General features: G+C 37.8%; 17 protein-coding genes. 6 read left to right on the top strand and 11 right to left on the bottom strand.

Going from position 1 to position 20,970, the window contains the following annotated elements; translation table 11 throughout:
- Window positions 1–80 precede the first annotated feature (80 nt).
- From AC3WJG_RS22440 to AC3WJG_RS22430, 3 genes are all read left to right on the top strand, one after another.
- Window positions 81–1,544 carry a hypothetical protein gene (locus tag AC3WJG_RS22440; protein ID WP_028409018.1) on the top strand — a complete coding sequence of 488 codons (1,464 nt, stop codon included), beginning with the start codon at window positions 81–83 and terminating at the stop codon, window positions 1,542–1,544.
- Between the two features lie 969 nt (window positions 1,545–2,513).
- Window positions 2,514–3,536 carry a hypothetical protein gene (locus AC3WJG_RS22435; RefSeq protein WP_225049433.1) on the top strand — a complete coding sequence of 341 codons (1,023 nt, stop codon included), beginning with the start codon at window positions 2,514–2,516 and terminating at the stop codon, window positions 3,534–3,536.
- Window positions 3,537–4,374: 838 nt separating this feature from the next.
- Window positions 4,375–4,971: a mechanosensitive ion channel family protein gene (locus tag AC3WJG_RS22430; protein ID WP_102813026.1), complete on the top strand. Its 597-nt coding sequence runs from the start codon at window positions 4,375–4,377 to the stop codon at window positions 4,969–4,971.
- 2 nt (window positions 4,972–4,973) lie between these two features.
- Here AC3WJG_RS22430 and AC3WJG_RS22425 read toward each other — a convergent pair whose 3' ends face one another.
- The 3 genes from AC3WJG_RS22425 to AC3WJG_RS22415 all read right to left on the bottom strand — a co-directional run bounded on the left by AC3WJG_RS22425 (window position 4,974) and on the right by AC3WJG_RS22415 (window position 7,165).
- A complete protein-coding gene (locus tag AC3WJG_RS22425) occupies window positions 4,974–5,552 on the bottom strand; it encodes an HAD-IA family hydrolase (protein ID WP_098659234.1) in 579 nt (192 codons plus the stop codon).
- A gap of 128 nt (window positions 5,553–5,680) precedes the next feature.
- Window positions 5,681–6,673 (bottom strand): UCP032817 domain-containing protein, encoded by a 993-nt coding sequence (locus AC3WJG_RS22420; protein WP_337134526.1) that lies wholly within the window; start codon window positions 6,671–6,673, stop codon window positions 5,681–5,683.
- A gap of 72 nt (window positions 6,674–6,745) precedes the next feature.
- Window positions 6,746–7,165, bottom strand: a complete 420-nt coding sequence (locus tag AC3WJG_RS22415) for a hypothetical protein (protein WP_014459592.1) — start codon at window positions 7,163–7,165, stop codon at window positions 6,746–6,748.
- Window positions 7,166–7,572: 407 nt separating this feature from the next.
- Here AC3WJG_RS22415 and AC3WJG_RS22410 point away from each other — a divergent pair, with 407 nt between their 5' ends.
- Together AC3WJG_RS22410 and AC3WJG_RS22405 are read left to right on the top strand one after the other, a co-directional pair.
- A complete protein-coding gene (locus tag AC3WJG_RS22410) occupies window positions 7,573–8,064 on the top strand; it encodes a hypothetical protein (protein WP_028409022.1) in 492 nt (163 codons plus the stop codon).
- Between the two features lie 80 nt (window positions 8,065–8,144).
- Window positions 8,145–8,279, top strand: a complete 135-nt coding sequence (locus AC3WJG_RS22405; protein WP_013083673.1) for a hypothetical protein — start codon at window positions 8,145–8,147, stop codon at window positions 8,277–8,279.
- Between the two features lie 29 nt (window positions 8,280–8,308).
- On the opposite strand, the gene AC3WJG_RS22400 is transcribed toward AC3WJG_RS22405, so the two are convergent.
- The 8 genes from AC3WJG_RS22400 to AC3WJG_RS22365 form a co-directional block, all read right to left on the bottom strand.
- Window positions 8,309–9,145 carry a hypothetical protein gene (locus AC3WJG_RS22400; protein WP_225049435.1) on the bottom strand — a complete coding sequence of 279 codons (837 nt, stop codon included), beginning with the start codon at window positions 9,143–9,145 and terminating at the stop codon, window positions 8,309–8,311.
- A 119-nt stretch (window positions 9,146–9,264) separates the two neighbouring features.
- The gene (locus AC3WJG_RS22395; protein WP_025751295.1) at window positions 9,265–10,497 is read right to left on the bottom strand and encodes an aminopeptidase; all 1,233 of its coding nucleotides are present in this window, start codon (window positions 10,495–10,497) and stop codon (window positions 9,265–9,267) included.
- A 143-nt stretch (window positions 10,498–10,640) separates the two neighbouring features.
- Entirely contained in the window at window positions 10,641–11,435 is a 795-nt protein-coding gene (locus AC3WJG_RS22390; RefSeq protein WP_337134527.1) for an IclR family transcriptional regulator, read from the bottom strand.
- Between the two features lie 53 nt (window positions 11,436–11,488).
- The gene (locus tag AC3WJG_RS22385; RefSeq protein WP_337134528.1) at window positions 11,489–12,265 is read right to left on the bottom strand and encodes a fumarylacetoacetate hydrolase family protein; all 777 of its coding nucleotides are present in this window, start codon (window positions 12,263–12,265) and stop codon (window positions 11,489–11,491) included.
- Between the two features lie 107 nt (window positions 12,266–12,372).
- Window positions 12,373–14,550 carry a malate synthase G gene (locus tag AC3WJG_RS22380; protein ID WP_098579437.1) on the bottom strand — a complete coding sequence of 726 codons (2,178 nt, stop codon included), beginning with the start codon at window positions 14,548–14,550 and terminating at the stop codon, window positions 12,373–12,375.
- 171 nt (window positions 14,551–14,721) lie between these two features.
- Window positions 14,722–16,173 (bottom strand): FAD-linked oxidase C-terminal domain-containing protein, encoded by a 1,452-nt coding sequence (locus tag AC3WJG_RS22375; protein WP_337134529.1) that lies wholly within the window; start codon window positions 16,171–16,173, stop codon window positions 14,722–14,724.
- Window positions 16,157–17,518 (bottom strand): (Fe-S)-binding protein, encoded by a 1,362-nt coding sequence (locus tag AC3WJG_RS22370; protein WP_028409029.1) that lies wholly within the window; start codon window positions 17,516–17,518, stop codon window positions 16,157–16,159. Before AC3WJG_RS22370 ends, AC3WJG_RS22375 begins: the two co-directional genes overlap by 17 nt.
- A complete protein-coding gene (locus AC3WJG_RS22365; protein ID WP_337134530.1) occupies window positions 17,519–18,844 on the bottom strand; it encodes an FAD-binding oxidoreductase in 1,326 nt (441 codons plus the stop codon).
- Window positions 18,845–19,225: 381 nt separating this feature from the next.
- On the opposite strand from AC3WJG_RS22365, the gene AC3WJG_RS22360 reads away from it, so the two are divergent.
- Entirely contained in the window at window positions 19,226–20,926 is a 1,701-nt protein-coding gene (locus tag AC3WJG_RS22360) for an L-lactate permease (protein ID WP_492588598.1), read from the top strand.
- The last annotated feature ends 44 nt before the right edge of the window (window positions 20,927–20,970 follow it).

The following is a 20,970-nucleotide window of genomic DNA, read 5'->3' as shown; positions in this document are numbered from 1 at the left end:
TTCCTTTTAGCCTTTAGAGTATCGTTCAAAAAAGATATAATAAGAGTGTTACAGATTAAATACATACAGAGGAGGTCAACATGAACGAACCATCCAATTTTTCTCCTTATCTTATTAAACAAATCAGCGATGCGATCGATGACAATATCAAAGCAAAGTGCATAGACTTTTTATATGATTCTCATTCGTTTTTTTCGAATGAAAAAGATTTTATAGAAGACTACATTTTAAATATATTGCAAGATACGTTTGTTTTAGAGAATAAATTAATAAATCCTAAGGAAATACGAAACCCAGCCTATAAAAGAAGACAATCAAATAAGAAAAACTGGCTGCAAACGTTAAAAAAAGATATTAAAGCAGAAAAGCCTAATCCTATTTTTGAAGACATTGAATTGGCCAAAAAGGTGATGGATAAAAAAGTGGATACCGAACACTTAAAAAAGCTGTTTGGCGTAGAAAAACCTGAAGATATTTTAAAGATAAAGTTAAAAGAAGTAGAGACATGGGCTAAAAGTAAAAAAACAAACATTACCGATTTTCCTTATTTAGATTCAAAAATGAATTATCAAATAGAGAAAGCATTTCACACGGACTTTACTTTTTTAATTGCTGAAATCATATTAGAAAAATACAACGGAAATCTGAGTAACTGGATTGATAAACGATTAAATTCATGGGTAGAGGCCCCTATCTTCTCAAACGAAAGTCATTCTCTTAAAACCAATATGGAAGTTAAAACAAACTCCCAAGAAGTCGTTTTATATAATGACTATAAAGTTGATGAAGAATATTTCATTCGCACCATTATCCCTGTGAATGATAATCAAACGGTTCTTTCCAAACGAAATATGGTTTTAGACCCAAAAGATTCTCAAATTATCCAGTTTGCTCTTTCACAGCGCGACGAGATGTTTTATAAAGAAAAAACGGTGACTCTTGATTTAGCGGATATCGTGAAAGAAATTTATAATTCAAAAGGTGTAAAAAACTATGAAGCGGTTGAAGCCCGCATTATGAAAATCGCCAGATACCACGTAGAAGGTGTAGCGAAGAAGAAAAATTCCAGAGATACAAAATTTGCGATAAACTTCTTCCAAAAAGCTGTTATTGAAACCGATGAAGTAACGGGCAGACGATATGCAACCATCGTATTTAGCGACGATACGCATCAGGGCTTTTTAAATCAGCAGTTTGTACAAATTTACAGTGACGTTATTAAAAAGTTTAAAGATAACTCGCTGTCTTCTTTACTGCTGTATGCATTTCAAAAAGAGCGATTAGATTGTTATTTACAAGAGAAGTCTTACACTCATTTTTACCCGTATCAATATTTTGCTTCAAAAGTTCGTTTTCGTTCAAAGAAAATTGATGTCAATCTAAAATTAATTAATGAATCTCTAGCAGAGTTTGTTAGCAATCAAGTGCTGATCCAAAGTTATCAGCAAAAACTTCAAGGATTTGAAATCTCTTTTATTCCTCTTCAAAATTATGAAATTCAAGACTATTTTGGAGGAGAACATAGAGAAACATTGGAAGGGTAAATTGTTCCCTTCCTTTTTTATTTGATATTTTGCCACTTTCAGCTTATAAATACAAAATATCCCTCTACTTTTATTTCATAGTTTGGAAGTTTTGTCATTTTTAACGTACTAACCAGAAGCTTTTGCCGTTTTTTACGTACCTCTTCGCTTCTTTTGCCGTTTTTAGCGTACTAATTACTACCTTTTGCTGTTTTTGACGTACCACTCTGATTCTTTTGCCATTTTTGACGTACTACATTCATTTTATTTACTCATCATCACTTATTAATTGTTAATTATTCTCTTTTTTTCGTAAAACATTCCTACCTTTTGCCGTTTTTGACGTACTCCTTCACTACTTTTGCCGTTTTCTGCGTACTAAACATTGCTTTTCCCTGTGTTATTGCCTTTTCAAACCCCATTTTTTATTTTTTTCGCAGCACATATAAAGCTTTTGCCATTTTTGACGTACCAAACGATAACTTTTGCTGTTTTTGTCGTACTACTACGTCGTTTTTGACGTTTTTCACGTACTAAAAATAGCTTTTGCCATTTTTGACGTACTGATGAAATTCATTGTGTTATTTACAACGATCAGAGAAGTGATTTTTTTACCTTTTTTTAGGTGAATCGAGATAGCTTTTGCTGTTTTTAGCGTACTACTCTTCACTTTTGCTATTTTTGGCGTACTATACTGAGCCTTTTGCCGTTTTTTACGTACTAAAACGCATAAAGTTTTTTTTGATTTTTACTGATCGTAACAAACACTGTTCTGTCGGCGCTTGCTTGCTTTTGCCGTTTTTGTCGTACTAAAAAACCTATACGCTGCACCCCTTGATATGACAGCATTCTTTGAACCTTTTGCCGTTTTTAGCGTACTACTCGTTCGTTTGCGATTCTGTTTCTTATTGATATAATTTTCACAAGGTATTCTTTGTTATTTTACCCTAATAAATTATTGTTGATATGAAATAGATTGGAGGGATTCTCATGATAAAAAAAGAATTTGCGAAAATTGGAAAACAAATTATTCGCCAATTGTCTAGCACCGTAGAAAAATATAAAGATATTGAAGATCACATGGACCTAGACGCTCATGGGAACCCTACAATCAAAACAGTGGCAGAGCATCACCGTTTATCTAAATCTCAAATTTCACAATTAATTTTTTATCACTTCCTTCACGTTGATGAAAGAGGTATTATTTGTGATGTTTCTGAAAAAGAGATTGCAGCTGCTTTGGATTGTACAGTTCGAACAGTTCGCAACAACAATGTAGTATTAGCAGAAACAGAATTAATTTCCTATTCTCGCAGCGGCAAAGGAATCAATATTTGTATTGTTCCCTATCCTCAATATTTTGAAGAACACGGCTTTGGGTTTATGGAATTAGAATATACTCGCTTTGAAGAACTTATTCTAATTGAAAACGTAAACGCACTTCGCTTAGAGCTGCGCAAAGAATTGGTTTATGACAACGATACGATTAAGCGTCAGTTTAATCCTGGAGAAAACACTTCAAAAATTAGCTTTAATGACTATAAAATTTTTACGCCGAAATATACTCACTACAAGGGTATGATGCAAAAAATAGCTGAAACACAGACGAGCGCATTTAAAACCGTTGTCCAAGGATCTACTATTTTCTTTGTTTTAAAAGACGGAGCTAAAAATGGCAAGATGTCAAAACAAGAAAAGAAAGATCAATACGATGCGGCGATTCGACGTACTATTGAAGAGACTTTTGTAAAATTATCTGGACACAGCACAGATTCTACAGGAATTGTTATGTCTTCATTCCAAAACGAAGACATCGCTGATTTGGTTCAGCTTTCTTTTGAATATGGTATTGAACGAGTGAAGTCTGCCCTTTATTCTCTGATTGAACAGGCCTTCTTCAGCCATGATGCTCAAGTCGTTGAAAATTACGGTGGAAAAATCCGTACGCTCATTCGAAAAGAGCTTTCAAAAAATCTTCAAGATCAAGTCCCTGCCGAACTTACAGCTTCATAAGGGGCTTCTTTGGCATGCCTTTTTTTTATTTTCTCTCCCTTCTCCTCTCTTTTTGATACAAATAGTACAAACAAACACCCATTTTTTCAGCTCTCCCATTCCATTATCCTATCTATATAAACATAATGAGTGCAAATGAAGGATATTTCTTGTGTATAACTACGGAATATTGCTAAAAAAACACCTTCATACTTATCCACAAAAGAAAGAAAACATATTCAATGACTGTTATATCATCCTCTTTATTAATAAAAACATCCCTTTTATTTTTTTATTAACGATGATTTCCAGGTTATTTACTCTTTAACACCACGATTTTTATCCACAACGGAAATAATTCATACTTTTAATAGAAATCTTCATACTATGAGTTTTAAAATCCGTCTATTGCAGAAGAAAAAACATAGTGAATAAAATAGTTTCCATATCTGTTGTTATAAAAAACATCCTTTAGCTAAAGGATGCTGTTCACAAAAAAGGTCTATTTTCCACACAGTTATTTATTGAAAAGCAATTTCCTCTCTAACCCTTGATATCATTGGGTTTTTACAAGATTTTTCTTTCTTTAATATCTGTATATAATGTTTGTTAATAAGATTTGTACTAATCTCTGCTATAAGGTTTTATTTAATATTTGTATAAAGAAATGTTTTAAAAATATCTATACCTGAGAATTTTCTCTTTTTCTAAATTAAGGAGTTTTCATTACATATACCAAATACAAATAAATTAAAACAATAGTTCAAACGCTTCTAAATAAATTCTAGTAGTATATTTTTAAAAATAAATTATACTATTCAGTAGAGAAAATTTTATAAAGCAAGAAAGGGACTTAGTCATGAAAGACATACAGTGGGTACAGCAAACTTTATTTAATACTGGTAAGTGGATTGACATTAGTGAAGTAATTATAAAGATTATCTTGATTTTTATTATTGCTCAAATCGTTATCCGGTTTGCTCGTAGTACAATTAATAAAATCTTTGATTTCAGATTTAAAACTAAGCTGCTGAGGTACAACGAACGTAAAGAAATAACGCTGAAAAAGCTTTGTCTGAGCATTGTCATGTACGTCGTGTATTTTATTGTACTTATTACGTCTTTAGAGGCAATCGGAATTAATATGAAAGCACTTTTAGCTGGTATTAGCGTAGCAGGATTTATTACAGGCTTAGGTGCACAAAATTTGATTAAAGATATTTTAAACGGTTTTTTTATTCTATTTGAAGATCAATTCTCAGTAGGAGATCACGTATCCATAAATGATACGAAAGGAACTGTTGAAGAAATTGGATTGCGCACGACAAAAATTCGCGGAGTTGACGGAGAGTTTTACTTCTTTGCTAATAGTAACATTACAAAAGTAGCGAACTATACGCTCGGTGAAATTCCCGAAGTACATAACCCTGAACAAATAAAAACTCGTGAAGAATAGCTTCACGAGTTTTTATTTACGACAGTTGTAAAAAATTGATCGTATGATGTAAGATGATAATCTGCTTCGATGTCGTTATTTTGAAATGCACATGTTTTAATTCCAAGTTCACGGGCAGGTTTTAAGTCGAGCTCGCGGTCTCCAATCACTAAATCGAGCTGATACTTATCGTGAAGATAGGCATAAGCGCCGCTATCAGGCTTTCGTTTATAGCCATCATCTTTTGTAATAATCTCCGTAAAATGGTGCTCCATATTAAAAAATGCCAGAATATCAAGAGTAGACTGTCTAGATTTATGCGTAACAATTACATTTGTATCCGCAAAGCTCAGTACGTCTTCTACGTGAGGAAAAGCAGGCTTATCTTTAGGATTGATTTTCTGTTCGAGCACATGGAAGTGTTTATCAAACAAAGACTTTTCAATATCGAAGTGCTTAATTGCTACGTCAGAAGATATTTTCATCTGCTTTAAAATATCATCTTCTGAGATTGTTTGATCTGTTAGTAGTTCTTTGAATGCTTTTACAATCGTTGGATAGGTATCGAAGATGGTTCCATCAAAGTCCCATAAAATATTCATTTTCACTGTCTCTCCTTTTTTAAAAACGTAATGATTATACCAAATTTTTCATTGCTTGTCAGTGAATCATTTTGTCGTTGTTGCATTTAAAGTAAAAAAACTCGTATAAAACGAGTTTTTTTACTTTATCAGCTGCTGCTGCACCCACTCCCGCAGCTGGAGCTTGAACAGCTAGAGCTGCTGCCGCTGTCATGATGGTGATGACCTCCATCGTTGTGGTGATGGTGGCGGTTGTCTTCCCATGGGCTTGAACAGCTATACCCGCTGTAAGAGGCTGTATCTCCCGCATACATCGTCTTTTTATATAGCAGCAGCTCATTCATATGGCTTGAAAAGCTGGTGGCTTTGTAGAGAGAATAAAAAACAAAGCCTTGAAGAAGAAGTTCGTTTGATACATTTCCTTTTTTAGCCGCTTTTTCAAAATAAGTTGATCCGCCCGTTTTTTTTCTTTTTCGAGCAGCAGTGACCTCTTCTTTTAACGTTTGAACCAGGGCTCTCTGCTGTTTTTCCCATTTGCCGTTTCTTAAAAAATAGCGATCTAGTAATTCATCTTCTGACAATCTTTGAAAATCTTGAAGTGTATTTTTATCAAGCGGATGCTGAAAAAATTTCCCCCAAAGCAGTCGGCTGTTACCCGTTATGTCAAACAAATGAGCATACATCCAATCGAAAAATGCTCGCTTATCCGGCTGTGGAGACGGAGCTGTATCTACATTTGGCTGGTGATGCAAAAAGCGGTTAAAAAAGTGTTCTGTAAAACGCTCATAATCTACTGTAAACATAATCATTTCGTGCCACACTTCATCCACTTTTTCACTAAACATCGGTACGTCTTTGATGACTGCATTTAATAAAAAGTAGCGCTTCATCTCAAAAAACGTCCATTCTACTTCATCAGCTTTTGTATTTCGCCCTTTCATACGCTGTTTCACCTGTTGAACATAGGCTGCCGGTAAAGAATCTTCTAGTGAATGAACAATATCTTCAAAACCATTATCTTTATGTATTCCAAGCTCATCTGGAAGCTCCTCTTTATACAAGCGAAAGCTTCTCGACTTTACAGTCCCTTTAATAATCAAAGCTAAAAGAATTACCGCTCCTACTATAATTGCTGCTATCATCTTCTTCCCCCTGTATCGTATCTGTATATTCAATATTTTACCACATTCGTAAAACACAAAAAAAGAGCTCAATTAACTTGAGCTCTCGTCATCATCGGGTATCTCGTCTACCTTTTCTACTTTGACTAGACCTTTCGTGCTATATTCAAGATCAAAGTATGCTTTAACGATATCCCCTTTTTTCAAATTGCTTGGAATCGGTTCATTTAAATTTTTATCGGAAAATTTAATGCCCGTTCCTTCTTTGGTTGTTCCGCTGTATGTACCATTTTCGATTTTTTCAATAGTAATATAATACACTCGATATTTGTGCGCTTCCTCGTCGCCCTTTGCTTTTTCTTTAACGGTTTCTTGTTCAGGAAGCTTACTCAGTGTTTCTTGGGCCTGTTCAGAAGTCGGCTCTGCTGATCGATTTATGAATTGCATCACAACTAACACTAAACATATAACTACTAAAACTAATAATAATATCTTTTTTGCTGATAAAGACAATGAACTGTGCCTCCTTACACCTTTATGTATATCATGCTGCACACAAGAGATTATACACGATAAAGGATTAGAAATTGGGATAAATTCTATAAAAATAGTAAAAATATGAGAAAATACCTAGAATTTTTTACGCTTTTCTGCACTTTTTTGAGATAGAAAAGAAATTTGGTACCTTATCCTTAAATTGTAACTGATTTGCTTCATTTTCGAAAAGAGTTTTGCCCATTTTGTCGTAAAAAAGTCATAATAAGAAGGAATATCACACCATATTGTCGAACGTATGTATATACTTATAATGAACTGCCGAACTGCTTTTCTCTACCCTCATTGTTGAGGCAATATGGCAACTGAAACAGCTTGCTGTTAAATTCAGATTACACATCTATACTCAGGAGGTGGAATGCAAAATGATGTTTGCACTTATTGTTGTGGTTGGTATCGTAGCACTTGGCGTAGCTAGCTTCTACGTCATTAAGCGGCCTCAAGGCGCTGTTGATCCTGAGGATCGCAAACCGCTTGTTTCTGTAAACGGACATGTTAAATTTGCAGAAGGGATTAATCAAATTTCCATATCTAAAATTGACATGTACGATCAGCGTCTTGTTATCAATCAAGTAGCTATTATTCCATTTAACCGTATTCAACGAGCAGAATTTTCAAAGGTTGTCAAAAATGAAAAAGGCCTTCACGGAGCTCCTGTTCAACGCTATTTCGGTGAACTAACTATTCATTTCACAGACAAGAACGGGCAAGAAACCTACATTCGCTGTGAAACACCGAAAAAAAATCAATTTCACCTCATCTACCAGTACGATTTAATGAAAAGACAATTAAATAAGCGTCTTGGTCTTGAAGATCAGCAGCCTTACCTTACTCTCCAAGAACCATACGAACTATAAGAAAAAACCTCCCTTTTTCACATATTATTTCACTTCCCTGTACATACTAGAAGCGAAACTGAAAATGGGAGGTCATTCCAATGGATTTCGTCCGTTTTTTGCAATATTTTTGTTCAATCGCTGGCGCTCTATGCTTAGGGTTTACCTACTATCACATGTTCAAGCGTGACGCTCCGGTTAAAAAAGAAGAATCACAGCAAGGTGGAACTGACTGAAGTTCACCTGCCGTGATTCTTCTTTTTATTCATATATTATTTCTTTTTAGCCCAACAATAATTTTTGGTAAGTACATTTTTAATAATATTCCATAGCATACAAATAGAATTGTAGGAATAATAATGAACTTTGAAAAAAGTAAAAATGCAGTAATAGACAAAGTTATAAAAATAATAAGAAAAATAACTAAGTGTTTCATGCTAGACACTTTTTGGTTATTAATAATATCAGCGATACCAACTAATATCATTAAGAAACATATGTAATCTATTACACCTTGTATCAAATAATATTGTTTGACAACAGATTCAACAGTTGACATAGCAGACGTGAGATATAGTAGCATAAATGAAACTACTACAGTTAATAAAGTCAACAAGAAAGGTATAAGCACAGGTGAAAGCATTGTTCTAAATAAGTGACCAAACGACCGAGATATACTTCTTTCACTTAAATAAGAGAAAGCATTAGGTTGGTTATATTTAAGGTTATTTCTCTCTGCACTCAATCTTTCGACGAATTCCTCGACTTTTCTCTTTTCTATTCCAGTACTGAAGCTTCCAACCTCCTTACTTAGATCATAAGATAAATACGGATAAGCAGCCTTTAAACTCTCTTCTAATTGAGTAAACTCTAATTCATTTATTAAGAATCTATTTAGTGCATACTCCAATTCTAGTAAAATTATTAATACCTCACTGTACTTTTCTCTTTTATAGTTTTCACTATTTAGTAATTGAGTTCTGAACTCTTTGTACAACCATATTCCGATTAATGCTATTAATAAATAAGTAATCAATTGCACATAATTTTTGCCAAATAATTGGTCTACACTATTTAAAACAATTTTTACTAATTCATTCATTTAACGTATTACTCTCCTCCTTACATTAAAAAAACTTATAGCCACTTCCATAAATTGAGAAGTGGCTAATTCATTTATTACTTTGATTATTTTAGAGACTTCGTAGATTAAACTGTTTATTAAAACGCCCAGTTCCCTTTTCTAAACACGGGCTCGCTTGTACCGTCAGCTTTAATGCCGTCGATGTCCATTTCAGCTGAGCCAATCATGAAGTCAACGTGGGTGATGCTGTCGTTTGCTCCGTTTTGTGATAGCTCTTCTTTAGACATCGTTTTTCCGCCTTCTAAACAGAAGGAATACGAGCTGCCGATGGCTAAGTGGTTGGATGCATTTTCGTCAAACAGCGTGTTGTAGAAGATGATGTTTGACTGAGAAATTGGCGATTGATGCGGTACTAAGGCTACTTCTCCTAAGTATTTGGCACCTTCATCTGTTTCAATTAGGTGCTTTAACGTTTCTTCGCCTTCTTCTGCTTTTACATCAACAATTTTTCCGTTTTCAAATGTTAACGTAAAGTTCTCAATTAAGTTTCCTGCGTAGCTAAGCGGTTTTGTGCTCGTTACTTGACCATTTACGCCGTCTTTTTTCGGAAGTGTGAATACTTCTTCTGTTGGCATATTGGCCATGAACGAGTTGCCGTCTTCATTCACACTGCCTGCGCCAACCCAAATATGTTTGTCAGGAAGCTCAATTGTTAAATCTGTTCCTGGCGCTTTATAGTGAAGCTTAGCAAATCTTTTTTCATTTAAAATGTCTACTTTTGTATGTAATGAAGCATTATGCTCTTCCCATGCCGCCACTGGATCTTCTTGGTCTACACGCACAGATTTAAAAATAGCTTCCCACAGTTTTTCTTGCTGCTGTTCTTCTGGAACGTCAGGAAATACTTTAGCTGCCCAGTCTTTTGAAGGAACAGCTACGATGGACCAGCTGATTTTATCGGATTGGATCGCTTCACGGAATTTTTTCATTGCTTTTCCGCTTACTTTTTGGAACGCAGCAATACGTTTGCCGTCTACTCCTTTTAGTAAGTCAGGACCGCTTGAAATCACAGATAAAACAGCGCCTCCGTTTTTCACAAGCTCTTCTCTTGCTTGAGCTTTCCAAGCAGGAAATTCATTAAATACAGATTCATCCGCTTTTTCGTATTTCAAACGAACTAAATGATCGTCATGCCAGTCGACATCAACAGACTTTGCTCCGGCTTCGTACGCTTTTTTCGCAATTTCACGAACAAAATCAGCGGAAGAAATATCGGCATTAATGTTTAATACTTGCCCTTTTTGAATGTTTACACCGACTTTTACAGCCAGCTCGGCGTACTTTTCAATATTGCGCTCAAACTGTTCCATAATTTATCTCCTTTACGTATATATTCTAACGACTTTATTGTATCATGAATAAAACATCAATTAAAAATCCTAGCCTATAGTTTACATAATATAATTACGTTATTTTACAGATTATTATATAGCAAAAGTTTGTTCTCGAAGAATCAGAACAAACTTTTGTCTTTTACAGATTCCGTTTTATAGCCGAGACGCTCCGAAATGTTCTTGCCTATATCAACCATGCGTTCTTGAAGATACGTTAATCGCTCATTTGTCATGCGCATCGTAGCACCGGAAATGCTGACTGCGGCAACGACTTGACCAAGGTGATCAAAAATAGGCGCTGCGATGCAGGTAATTCCATATTCATTTTCTTCTAAATCCAGCGCATATCCTTTTTGTTTCACTTCTGAAAGTTCTCCAAGAAAGCTTTCTTCATCTGTAATGGTGTGATCGGTATGAGCTGGTAAGCCTTTTCTTTCAAGAATGCTTGTTACCGTGTTAAGCGGTAAAAAAGCTAGGATAGCTTTACCGACAGACGTACAGTGCATAGGCGCTCTTTTCCCCACTTTTGAATGCATGCGCAGCGTCTGATTGCCTTCTAATTTTTCAATATACACTACTTCGCCTTGATCGTAGACAACAAGATGAATAACTTCATTTGTTTCACTTTCAAGTTCTTGTAAAAACGGCTTTGCTTCTGTTCGTAAATCAATAGAATCTAAAAGTTTTGAACTTACTTCTAAAAACTTATACCCAAGCTTGTACCGCCCGGTTTCTTGATCTTGTTCAATATAGCCGTACTGAGCAAGAGTAGTTAGAATACGGTATACGGAGCTTTTGTTGATGTCCATTTGCTTTGCAATTTCTGTGACTCCTACCCCTTCTCTTTCCATGCTGACAATTGTGACAATATCCAATGCCCGGCTTACAGACTTAACCATATTTTCTCTCTCCATTTTTCCTCTCTCCTCTATGTGTCATTTTACTGCCGGGCATTTTTTTATCACTTTTATACGTTTACACGTTCTTTCTCTGCAACAAATGGATTTTGGAGAGTTCCAATTTCTCGGATGGTGCATTCAATAACATCGTTTGCGCTCACCAGTTCCGCGCCGACCGGACTTCCTGTTAAAACCACATCTCCCGGCTTAAGGGTCATAACAGTAGATAGGTAAGCGATCATTTGCTCAACGGAAATAATCATTAAATCTGTCGAGCTGTTTTGTTTTTCAACGCCATTTAAAAACGCTTTTACGTGAATTGACTTAAAATCAAGCTCTGTTTCGATTACGGGTCCAAGAGGCGTAAATGAATCAAAGGATTTTCCAATGGTCCAGTGCCCGTCTTCATGAAAATAATCCGGAGCCGTTACATCGTTTCCAATTGTATACCCAAATATATAATCCAGTACGTCTTCTTTTGCGATGTTCTTTGCTTCTTTTCCAATAACAACCGCAAGCTCAGATTCAAACTTAACGTGCTTAATAGCAGTTGGAATAACAATGTCTTCGTTTGGACCAATCATAGAAGATGTGGGCTTAAAAAAGAAGACAGGAATAGAAGGCATTTCCTTTGGAAGCTCCGACTTTGCAGCTGCATAATTTGCGCCTATTCCAATAATTTGATTCGGCTCTAAAGGAGCCAAAAGCCTTACTTCACTCGGTGAAAAAGTCTGTCCTGTATAGTTCCATTTCTCAAATATATTTCCTTCAATAACGCTGATCGTAGCTTCTTTTAGTACACCTGTATGACGGCTATCTTGTACAGCGAACCTTACAAATTTCATGACATAGCTCCTTTTCCCATTTGCTTTGTTTTAATAAGGATCGTAGGTAGTCAGGTTCTTAAGATGTAAGTACAGCCTGCCATCTCTATGCTGACAGGCCGTTTTTTTTACTGTTTTATAGCTGCTTTTGCCTTTGCTTCGATACGACGGCGGTGTAAAATGGGCTCCGTATAGCCGTTTGGCTGATCATAGCCTTGAAATACTAAATCGCAGGCTGCCTGAAAAGCAATGGATGCGCTGTAGTTCGATGACATTGGCTGATACAGAGGATCATTTTCATTTTGTTGATCCACTACTTTTGCCATTCGCTTTAGCGTTTCCGTTACTTGTTCTTTTGTACAAATCCCATGATGAAGCCAGTTGGCTACGTGCTGACTGGAAATACGAAGCGTTGCCCGGTCTTCCATTAGCCCTACATTATTAATATCCGGTACTTTTGAGCACCCTACTCCTTGGTCGACCCATCTTACTACATAGCCGAGTATTCCTTGAGCGTTGTTGTCTAGCTCCTGCTGGATTTCGTCTTTGCTCCAATTTGGTTTTTCTGCCACAGGAATTTGCAAAATGTCATCTTGTAAATCAGTAGACTGAGTAAGCAATTCGTTTTGAACATCTCTTACATCAATTTGATGATAGTGAAGAGCATGAAGCGTTGCTGCGGTTGGTGAAGGCACCCATGCCGTATTCGCTCCTGCTTTTAAATGCCCCACTTTTTGTTTAAGCATTTCCGCCATCATATCCGGCATTGCCCACATTCCTTTTCCGATTTGAGCGCGGCCTTGGAATCCGCTTGCTAATCCTACATTTACATTAGACTGCTCGTAGCCTTGAAGCCATTTAGACGCTTTCATATCGTTTTTACGGATAACAGCGCCCGCTTCCATTGAGGTATGAATTTCGTCACCTGTTCGATCCAAGAATCCAGTATTAATAAAAGCCACTCGGTCTTTTACTTCTTTGATACACGCTTTTAAATTAAGCGTCGTGCGGCGCTCTTCGTCCATTACGCCAATTTTAATCGTATGACGCTCAAGCCCTAGCATATCTTCAATTGAATTAAATAACGTATTGGCAAAAGCCACTTCTTTGGAGCCGTGCATTTTCGGTTTAACGATATAGATAGAGCTCTTTTTAGAATTTTGATACGTACCGTTTTTAAGCAAGGTGTGTTTGGCAATTAAACTAGTAATCACGCTGTCTAAAATACCTTCATAGATTTCGTTGCCGTTTCGATCTAAAACAGCGCTGTTTGTCATTAAATGCCCAACGTTTCGAACAAACATAAGCGAACGGCCAGACAGTGAAATCTTTTTCTTGTCCGGAGAAATATAGGTACGGTCTGGATTTAAACGCCTTGTCATGTTTTGACTTCCTTTTTTAAAAGTAGACGTCAAATCACCTTTCATTAATCCCAGCCAGTTGCGGTAAACATCTACTTTATCTTCTGCGTCTACTGCCGCTACTGAATCTTCACAGTCCATAATCGTCGTAAGAGCCGCTTCCATTAAAATATCTTTTACACCCGCATCGTCTGTTTTACCAATCGAATCCGTACGATCAATTTGAACTTCAAAATGCAGGCCGTTGTTTTTGAATAAAAGAGCATCAGGGCTTTCTTCTTCTCCTTGATACCCTACAAATTTCTCTTCTTCCTGTAATTCGGTTAAACTGCCATCGTTTAATTGAGCGACAAGCTTTTCATTTTCAAGGCTGTACTGAACCACTTCCGCATGAGAAGACTGAACGAGCGGAACAACTTCATCAAGAAAATTCTTCGCAAACGCAATAACTTTTTCTCCTCGAATTGGATTATAAGAACTCGTGCGCGAAGCTCCATTTTCTTCACTGATTGCATCAGTGCCGTAAAGAGCATCATAGAGACTTCCCCAACGTGCGTTAGCAGCGTTAATAGCATATCGGGCATTATTTACTGGTACAACAAGCTGCGGTCCTGCCTGATAGGCAATTTCGCTGTCTACTCCTTCTGTACCAATAAGGAAATCTTCTGTCTTGTCTTCTAAATAGCCAATTCTCGTTAAAAACGATTTGTATTCGCTAAAGTCACCGTCAGGATTTTCTTGATGCCACGCATTAATTTGAGCTTGCAGCTGATCACGCTTTTCTAACAAACGTTTATTTACGGGTGTTAACTCGGTTACTAACGCTTCAAAATCAGACCAAAAATTTTCTGTACTTAGGCCGCTGCCCGGAAGAGCTTCCTCATTGATAAATTGGTAGAGAACTGGAGCTACTTTCAGATTTCCAACTTGTTTGTAGTTTGTCACCGTCTGTTTCCTCCTCTTACTCTTTTACATTTTTAAATTTGGACGCGCTTTCATTTCTTTTTGCCAAAATGGTTAAGACGCACATATGCGGTACTGTTTCTTATTACGAAACAGCGTTTTGTTTTTGTTAAAAAAATCATATCATCGAGCGAATATATTTTCAAGAATTTTCTAAAAATATTCTGTTTTTTTCATTTCTTTTTTGACTTCAGCGCAGCGGCTCGGACTTGGAAACAGCTTTCCTGCATTTAATAGATTTTTAGGATTAAATACTTCACGTATATTCGTTTGTGCTTGAATTTCATCTTCATTGAAAACAAATCGCATTTCTTCTTTTTTTTCAATGCCCACGCCATGTTCGCCGGTAATCGTTCCTCCTACTTCTGCACATACTTGCAAACATGCGCTTCCGGCGTCTAATGCTTTTTCCGTTTCCCCGGGCTTTCTAGCATCAAATAATACAAGCGGATGCAAGTTTCCGTCTCCGGCGTGAAAAATATTGGCAATGCGAAGGCCAGATTCTTCGCTAATTTTGTTAATTCGCTTCAGCACTTGAGGCAGTTTACTTCTTGGAATAACGCCGTCTTGCACGAGATAGTCAGGGGATATGGCTCCCATCGCTCCAAATCCTGTTTTACGATTTGCCCACCACCTCGCGCGCTCTTCTTCACTTTCAGCTGCTTTCACTTCCCGTACGTTTTGTTTTTTACATACGTCTAAAATACGAAGGATTTGCTCTTCGATACCGGCTGAAATGCCGTCTACTTCAATTAATAAAAGAGCTTCAATATCTCTAGGGTGTCCGACTGGAAACGCAGCAGCTTCCACTCCTTCAATGGCGGTTTTATCCATCATTTCAAGCGCAGCAGGCACAATGCCGGCTGATATAATGTCTGATACCGCTTGGCTGCCGTCTTCTACGCGGTCGAAATACGCAAGAACCGTTTGTTTTGCTTCGGGGTTTTTCAAAATGCGTACCGTAATTTTTGTAACGATTCCTAACGTCCCTTCTGATCCTGTTAAAAGCCCTAATAAATCATATCCCGGTTCATCTGGAATACCTTGCTTGCCAAGCTCAATCACATCTCCATTTGGAAGCACCACCTCTAGCCCTAAAATATGGTTGGTGGTTACTCCATATTTAAGACAGTGTGCACCTCCTGCGTTTTCCGCTACATTGCCACCAATGGTGCAGCAATATTGACTCGAAGGATCCGGTGCATAATAATATCCTTTTTCAGAGATTGAATTGGTTAATTTAAGATTAATAAATCCCGGCTCTACAACGGCACGCCTGTTTTCATAGTCGACGCTAAGAAGGCGCTTCATTTTCACTAAACTAATAATCACTTCGTTATTAAGAGGAATCGCTCCCCCGCTCAGTCCTGTGCCTGCTCCTCTTGCAAGAAAAGGCAAATCATGTTCATTGCAGTATTTAACAATGCTAGAAACTTCTTTCGTATTTTGAGGAAATAACACCGCTTTAGGCAAATGTCTATGAATGGTAAAGCCATCGCAGTCGTACGCAAGCAAATCTTCTTTATGATGCAAAATAGAATGAGCATCTACTAGTTGAGAAAGATTTTTTACGTGAAGATCTTTTATTCTATTTTTCTTCAACACGATGTGCTTCCTCCTCTTCTTTTTGATAGGCCCACTCCAAAAGCTGTACCGTGTGAACAATTTGCTGACTTCGTCCATATTTTTTCACTCCTACTGCCATCTGCAGCATACATCCCGGGTTTCCCATTGAAATCATTTCTACGTCATGAGGCACATGTTCCATTTTACTTTGAAGCACAGCCCCCGCCATATCAGGATTTGTTAAATTATAAATTCCTGCACTTCCACAGCATCGGTCCGCATTAGCCATATGAACCATTTCCACTCCCGGAATAGAAAGCAAAATATCTCTTGGTTCTTCTCTAACTCCTTGACCATGAGCTAAATGACAAGCGTCGTGATACGTAATGCGCTTATGCAGCGTTGTCTGCGGAGGGCGATATCCCGTATCGTGAAGGTATTTTGAAATATCCTGGACTTTTTCAGCAAAGACTTCGGCTTTTTCAAGCCACTCTTGCTCTTCTTCTCTAAATAGTTCGGGATACTCTTTTAACATGCAGCCGCATCCCGCAGCGTTTACAATAACAGTGTCCGCATGTTGAAACGCCTCTATATTTTTTTTGGCAAGCTGTCTTCCCATATCTCGGTCTCCTGCATGAACGTGCAAAGCACCACAGCATGTTTGAGAGGGAGGAATAACGACGTCGTTTCCATTTCTTCGTAATACATTAAGAGTCGCTTCATTAATATCACTGAACATGACGTCCATGATGCAGCCGGTTAAAAAAGCAACTTCTGCTTTTCTTTCGGCTTTTGCTTTTAGAACGCGTTTCTTTTTATATTTTTTTCGAACAGAACGGGTAATTTTAGGCATTACATGTTCCATTTCCGCTAGATGTGTCGGCATCATATTTAACATGCCTGTTGTGCGCATCATTTTTTGCATTCCGCTTTTTTGATACAGCTTCAATAAGCTTCCTGCGGCTTCTAAGCGATGAGAGTGAGGAAAAAGTTCTTTTAGAAAAAACTTGCTGATCATGCCTTTCCACCCCGTCAAGGGCATTGCCTGACGAATTTGGCCGCGAGCTTCTTCAATGAGTCCGCCAACGTCTACATTTGCAGGGCAAGCAGTTGTACAGGCCCTGCAATCCAAACAGGCAAACACAGGGTCTGTAAACTGCTCATTCACGCTTATTTTTCCTTCTGCTACCGATTTAATAAGGTGCACGCGTCCTCTTGGTGAATGCTGTTCTTGCCCCGTTATTTCATAAGTAGGACAAGACTCCAAGCACATTCCGCAGTGTACACAATCCGCCCATTTTTTTTCGTCTGGCGCGTCTTTCCACAAATAATTGCTAACGCTTTGACATGGAGCATCTTTGATATCCGCTTTCGCTGAATTCACTTAGATTCCTCCTATAAATCGTTTATAGTTAAGCACGTTTTTAGCGTCCATCTTTGCTTTAATTCCTGCCAGTAACGGAAAATGAGAAGGTTCTTCTCCCCATACATTTACTTTTTGGCGCAGTATAAAAGGCAAATGGTTAACGACCACATATCCTCCGTACGTTTTAGCAGTTTCAGTAAATGAAGTAATAACGGAAAGAATGGCATCTTCTGAGCCTTTTATGTAGACTGAACAAAGACCATGGCCAACTCCTCCATGTGCTTTTATCAGCATTGGACGGGACGTTTTTAATGCAGTACTTTTGTTTATTACATCGAGTACATTCATATTTGGTACGCCAATTTTTAGCGCGGCTTCCGTTTCCTCTTCGGAAGAACAGCATGCACCATTTGGACTCATGTTGCTAAAAAATCCCCAAAATACCTCGGCTTCTTTTTCATGCAGCACTTTTAAAATCGTATCAGACGGCTGAATACTTTTGATGTAATTCTCTTGATAATGAACGGAACTTTCCACATCTTCAAAGCTGATTACAAGTGTAAACAGATGCTGCCCTATTACATCTTCAGCTAGAGAAGGATTTAATAACTCCAAAGCAACAGGCTCTATCATGGAATCTAAGACTTTGCTAACAAACGCATGAATTTCTTCGATATTGCCTGTTGAAAAAGAAATAAAAACAATGCTTTGATACTTGGGCAGCGGACGCAGCTTTAACGTTATTTCGGATATAACGCCGAGCGTTCCCATTGAACCAATAAACAGCTTATTCATATCATAGCCAGCCACGTTCTTGACGACTTTTCCCCCTGAACGAACAATGGTTCCATCTGAATATACGACTCTCATACCGATTACTGCATCTCGAGCCGATCCATAAGATAAGCGCTTTGGGCCACTTCCATTCGCTGCAATAACTCCGCCGATTGTAGCATAGTCTCCTAGAGCTGGATCAAGTGAAACTTGCTGATTGTACGTTTTTAAATACGTTTGCAGCTCTCCAAACGGTGTACCAGCTTTTACAGTAACCGTCATATCACCTACTGTATGTTCAACAATTCCGCTGTATTCAGTCAGCGAAAGCAAAAGGTCTGCTGTATCTATAAGTCCCCCAAACCCTTTTTTTGTACCGTTCCCTTCAATGACGACTTTTTTTCCGTGTTCCGTCGCATACTTTAAAACGGCTGCTATTTCTTGTTCTGAAGTTGGCTTAATATGCAGGGACCCGTTATTTCCAAGGAAGTGATTCATATGCTGTTCTTCAAGTGTGGAAGGATGAGATAAGATGGATTTTAAATGACCTGGAAGCTTCAACGTACTCAATAAATTGACTCCTCTCGTTTTGTAATAGCAAACAACGTTTCACTAATAACATAAAGAAGTGCCATATATAATACGACTAAAAGTAGTAGATTAATAAGAAGGATAATTAGTAGAATAGATGAAAAGATATATTTTAAGCGCTTACAATCATTAAATCACCTATTCTTGGGATTTTCAACCAGTATTTTCTTCTTATCACCAAAAAATGTCCGTTCTTTTGAAAAAAAGTTTCTTTTAGTACTTGCCTATCCTAAAAGGATTAGAATATAATGTAAGCGAATTCATTTTTACATAAGTCATCAGATGACCTTATCATCGTAGTTTTAATGGTTTCGTTTTACTAAATTTATAGTTCACTAATTTGAAAATGAGGTGTTAGTTATGACATGGACACAGCAGTTCACTCCTGTAGGAAACAGCGTCATTTGGTCTTCATTAATCGCTTTGATTCCTATTCTTTACTTCTTTTGGGCTCTGGCTATTAAACGAATGAAAGGTTATATGGCTGGAGTTACAACTTTACTGGTCGCACTTGCAGTTGCAATATTTGCTTATAAAATGCCGGCTAGCATGGCTTTTATGTCAGCCAGCCAAGGAGCCGTATACGGTATACTGCCGATTGGATGGATTATCATTACGTCCGTTTTTCTTTACAAACTAACTGTAAAAACCGGTCAGTTTGATATTATTCGTACCTCTGTCGTATCTATTACAGAAGATCGCAGACTTCAAGCTTTGTTGGTTGCTTTTTCTTTTGGGGCTTTTCTTGAAGGGGCCGCTGGTTTCGGAGCACCTGTTGCTATTTCAGCAGCTCTGCTGGTAGGTTTAGGATTTAATCCGCTGTATGGCGCTGGCTTATGTTTATTAGCAAACACAGCACCCGTTGCTTTTGGTGCAATCGGTATTCCTATCACGGCTATGGAAGGTCCTACTGGAGTAGCGGCAATGGAAATCTCTAAAATGGTAGGCCGCCAGCTTCCTTTTATTTCTGTATTTATTCCCCTGTATTTGGTTTTTGTAATGGCAGGATTTAAGAAAACAGTAGAAGTACTCCCTGCTATTTTAGTATCCGGCATCTCTTTTGCCCTTACCCAGTTTGTCAGCTCTAACTTTTTAGGACCGGAACTTCCCGATATTTTATCGGCACTCGTTTCACTTTTTGCGCTCGCTATTTTCTTAAAATTCTGGAAACCGAAAACAACGTTTCGCTTTCAATCTGAAAAAGCAGCACATGAAGTAGCTTCCGCTTCCGCTGAGCCAAGAGAAACTCAAGATCAACCGGCATTCACGGGGGCTCAAATTGCAAAGGCGTGGTCACCTTTTTTAATTTTAACGATCTTTATTTCTATATGGGGAATTCCCCAAATTAAAACCGCTTTGACAGGACATTATGAAGGAGCTAACGCTTTTTTGGGCGCTATCAATTCCATCGGACATTATTTAACGTTTATGCCAGAAGTACCTTGGTTAAATAATTTAATTTTAAATGGAAATGGAGAACCGATTGCGGCAGTGTATAAGTTAGAATTACTAGGCGCTGCCGGCACAGCTATCCTGTTGTCTGCTGTTGTCACAAAATTTATCGTTAACATCTCTTGGAAAGACTGGTTCATTACGTTTAACGAGACGTGCAAAGAATTAGCGTTGCCGCTGCTTACCATTATGTCCGTTGTGGCATTTGCTTACGTGACAAATGCGTCTGGAATGAGTACAACCTTAGGACTGCTGTTAGCTAAAACAGGCGCGTTATTTCCCTTTTTCTCTCCTGTACTCGGCTGGCTCGGTGTTTTTATTACAGGATCAGATACTTCAGCCAACTTATTGTTTGGTAACTTGCAAAAAATCACGGCTACGTCTATTGGAATGGATCCGCTTCTTGCGCTTGCAGCAAACTCTTCTGGTGGAGTAACCGGTAAAATGATTTCACCGCAGTCCATCGCCGTTGCCTGTGCTGCGGTTGGGTTGGCTGGAAAAGAGTCCGATTTGCTTCGTTTCACGGTGAAGCACAGCTTATTTTTACTGCTGATTGTCTGCGTATTAACATTTTTACAATCTAATGTATTATCGTGGATGATTCCTTAATCAAAAAAAGCTTCCGTATCTAGAGGTACCCCTCTGAACGGAAG

This window comes from Priestia sp. FW507-14D1A (assembly GCF_058781295.1).
Note: the sequence above shows the minus strand (reverse complement) of the source record. Positions and strands in the feature narration are given on the sequence as shown.

Bases quoted from the DNA above. Each gene is read 5' to 3' on its own strand.
- AC3WJG_RS22390 (WP_337134527.1), bottom strand. From the start codon at position 11,435: ATGGAGAGAGAAAATATGGTTAAGTCTGTAAGCCGGGCATTGGATATT.
- AC3WJG_RS22385 (WP_337134528.1), bottom strand. From the start codon at position 12,265: ATGAAATTTGTAAGGTTCGCTGTACAAGATAGCCGTCATACAGGTGTA.
- AC3WJG_RS22360 (WP_492588598.1), top strand. From the start codon at position 19,226: ATGACATGGACACAGCAGTTCACTCCTGTAGGAAACAGCGTCATTTGG.
- AC3WJG_RS22430 (WP_102813026.1), top strand. From the start codon at position 4,375: ATGAAAGACATACAGTGGGTACAGCAAACTTTATTTAATACTGGTAAG.
- AC3WJG_RS22440 (WP_028409018.1), top strand. From the start codon at position 81: ATGAACGAACCATCCAATTTTTCTCCTTATCTTATTAAACAAATCAGC.
- AC3WJG_RS22435 (WP_225049433.1), top strand. From the start codon at position 2,514: ATGATAAAAAAAGAATTTGCGAAAATTGGAAAACAAATTATTCGCCAA.
- AC3WJG_RS22400 (WP_225049435.1), bottom strand. From the start codon at position 9,145: ATGAATGAATTAGTAAAAATTGTTTTAAATAGTGTAGACCAATTATTT.
- AC3WJG_RS22425 (WP_098659234.1), bottom strand. From the start codon at position 5,552: ATGAATATTTTATGGGACTTTGATGGAACCATCTTCGATACCTATCCA.
- AC3WJG_RS22420 (WP_337134526.1), bottom strand. From the start codon at position 6,673: ATGATAGCAGCAATTATAGTAGGAGCGGTAATTCTTTTAGCTTTGATT.
- AC3WJG_RS22405 (WP_013083673.1), top strand. From the start codon at position 8,145: ATGGATTTCGTCCGTTTTTTGCAATATTTTTGTTCAATCGCTGGCGCT.
- AC3WJG_RS22410 (WP_028409022.1), top strand. From the start codon at position 7,573: ATGATGTTTGCACTTATTGTTGTGGTTGGTATCGTAGCACTTGGCGTA.
- AC3WJG_RS22395 (WP_025751295.1), bottom strand. From the start codon at position 10,497: ATGGAACAGTTTGAGCGCAATATTGAAAAGTACGCCGAGCTGGCTGTA.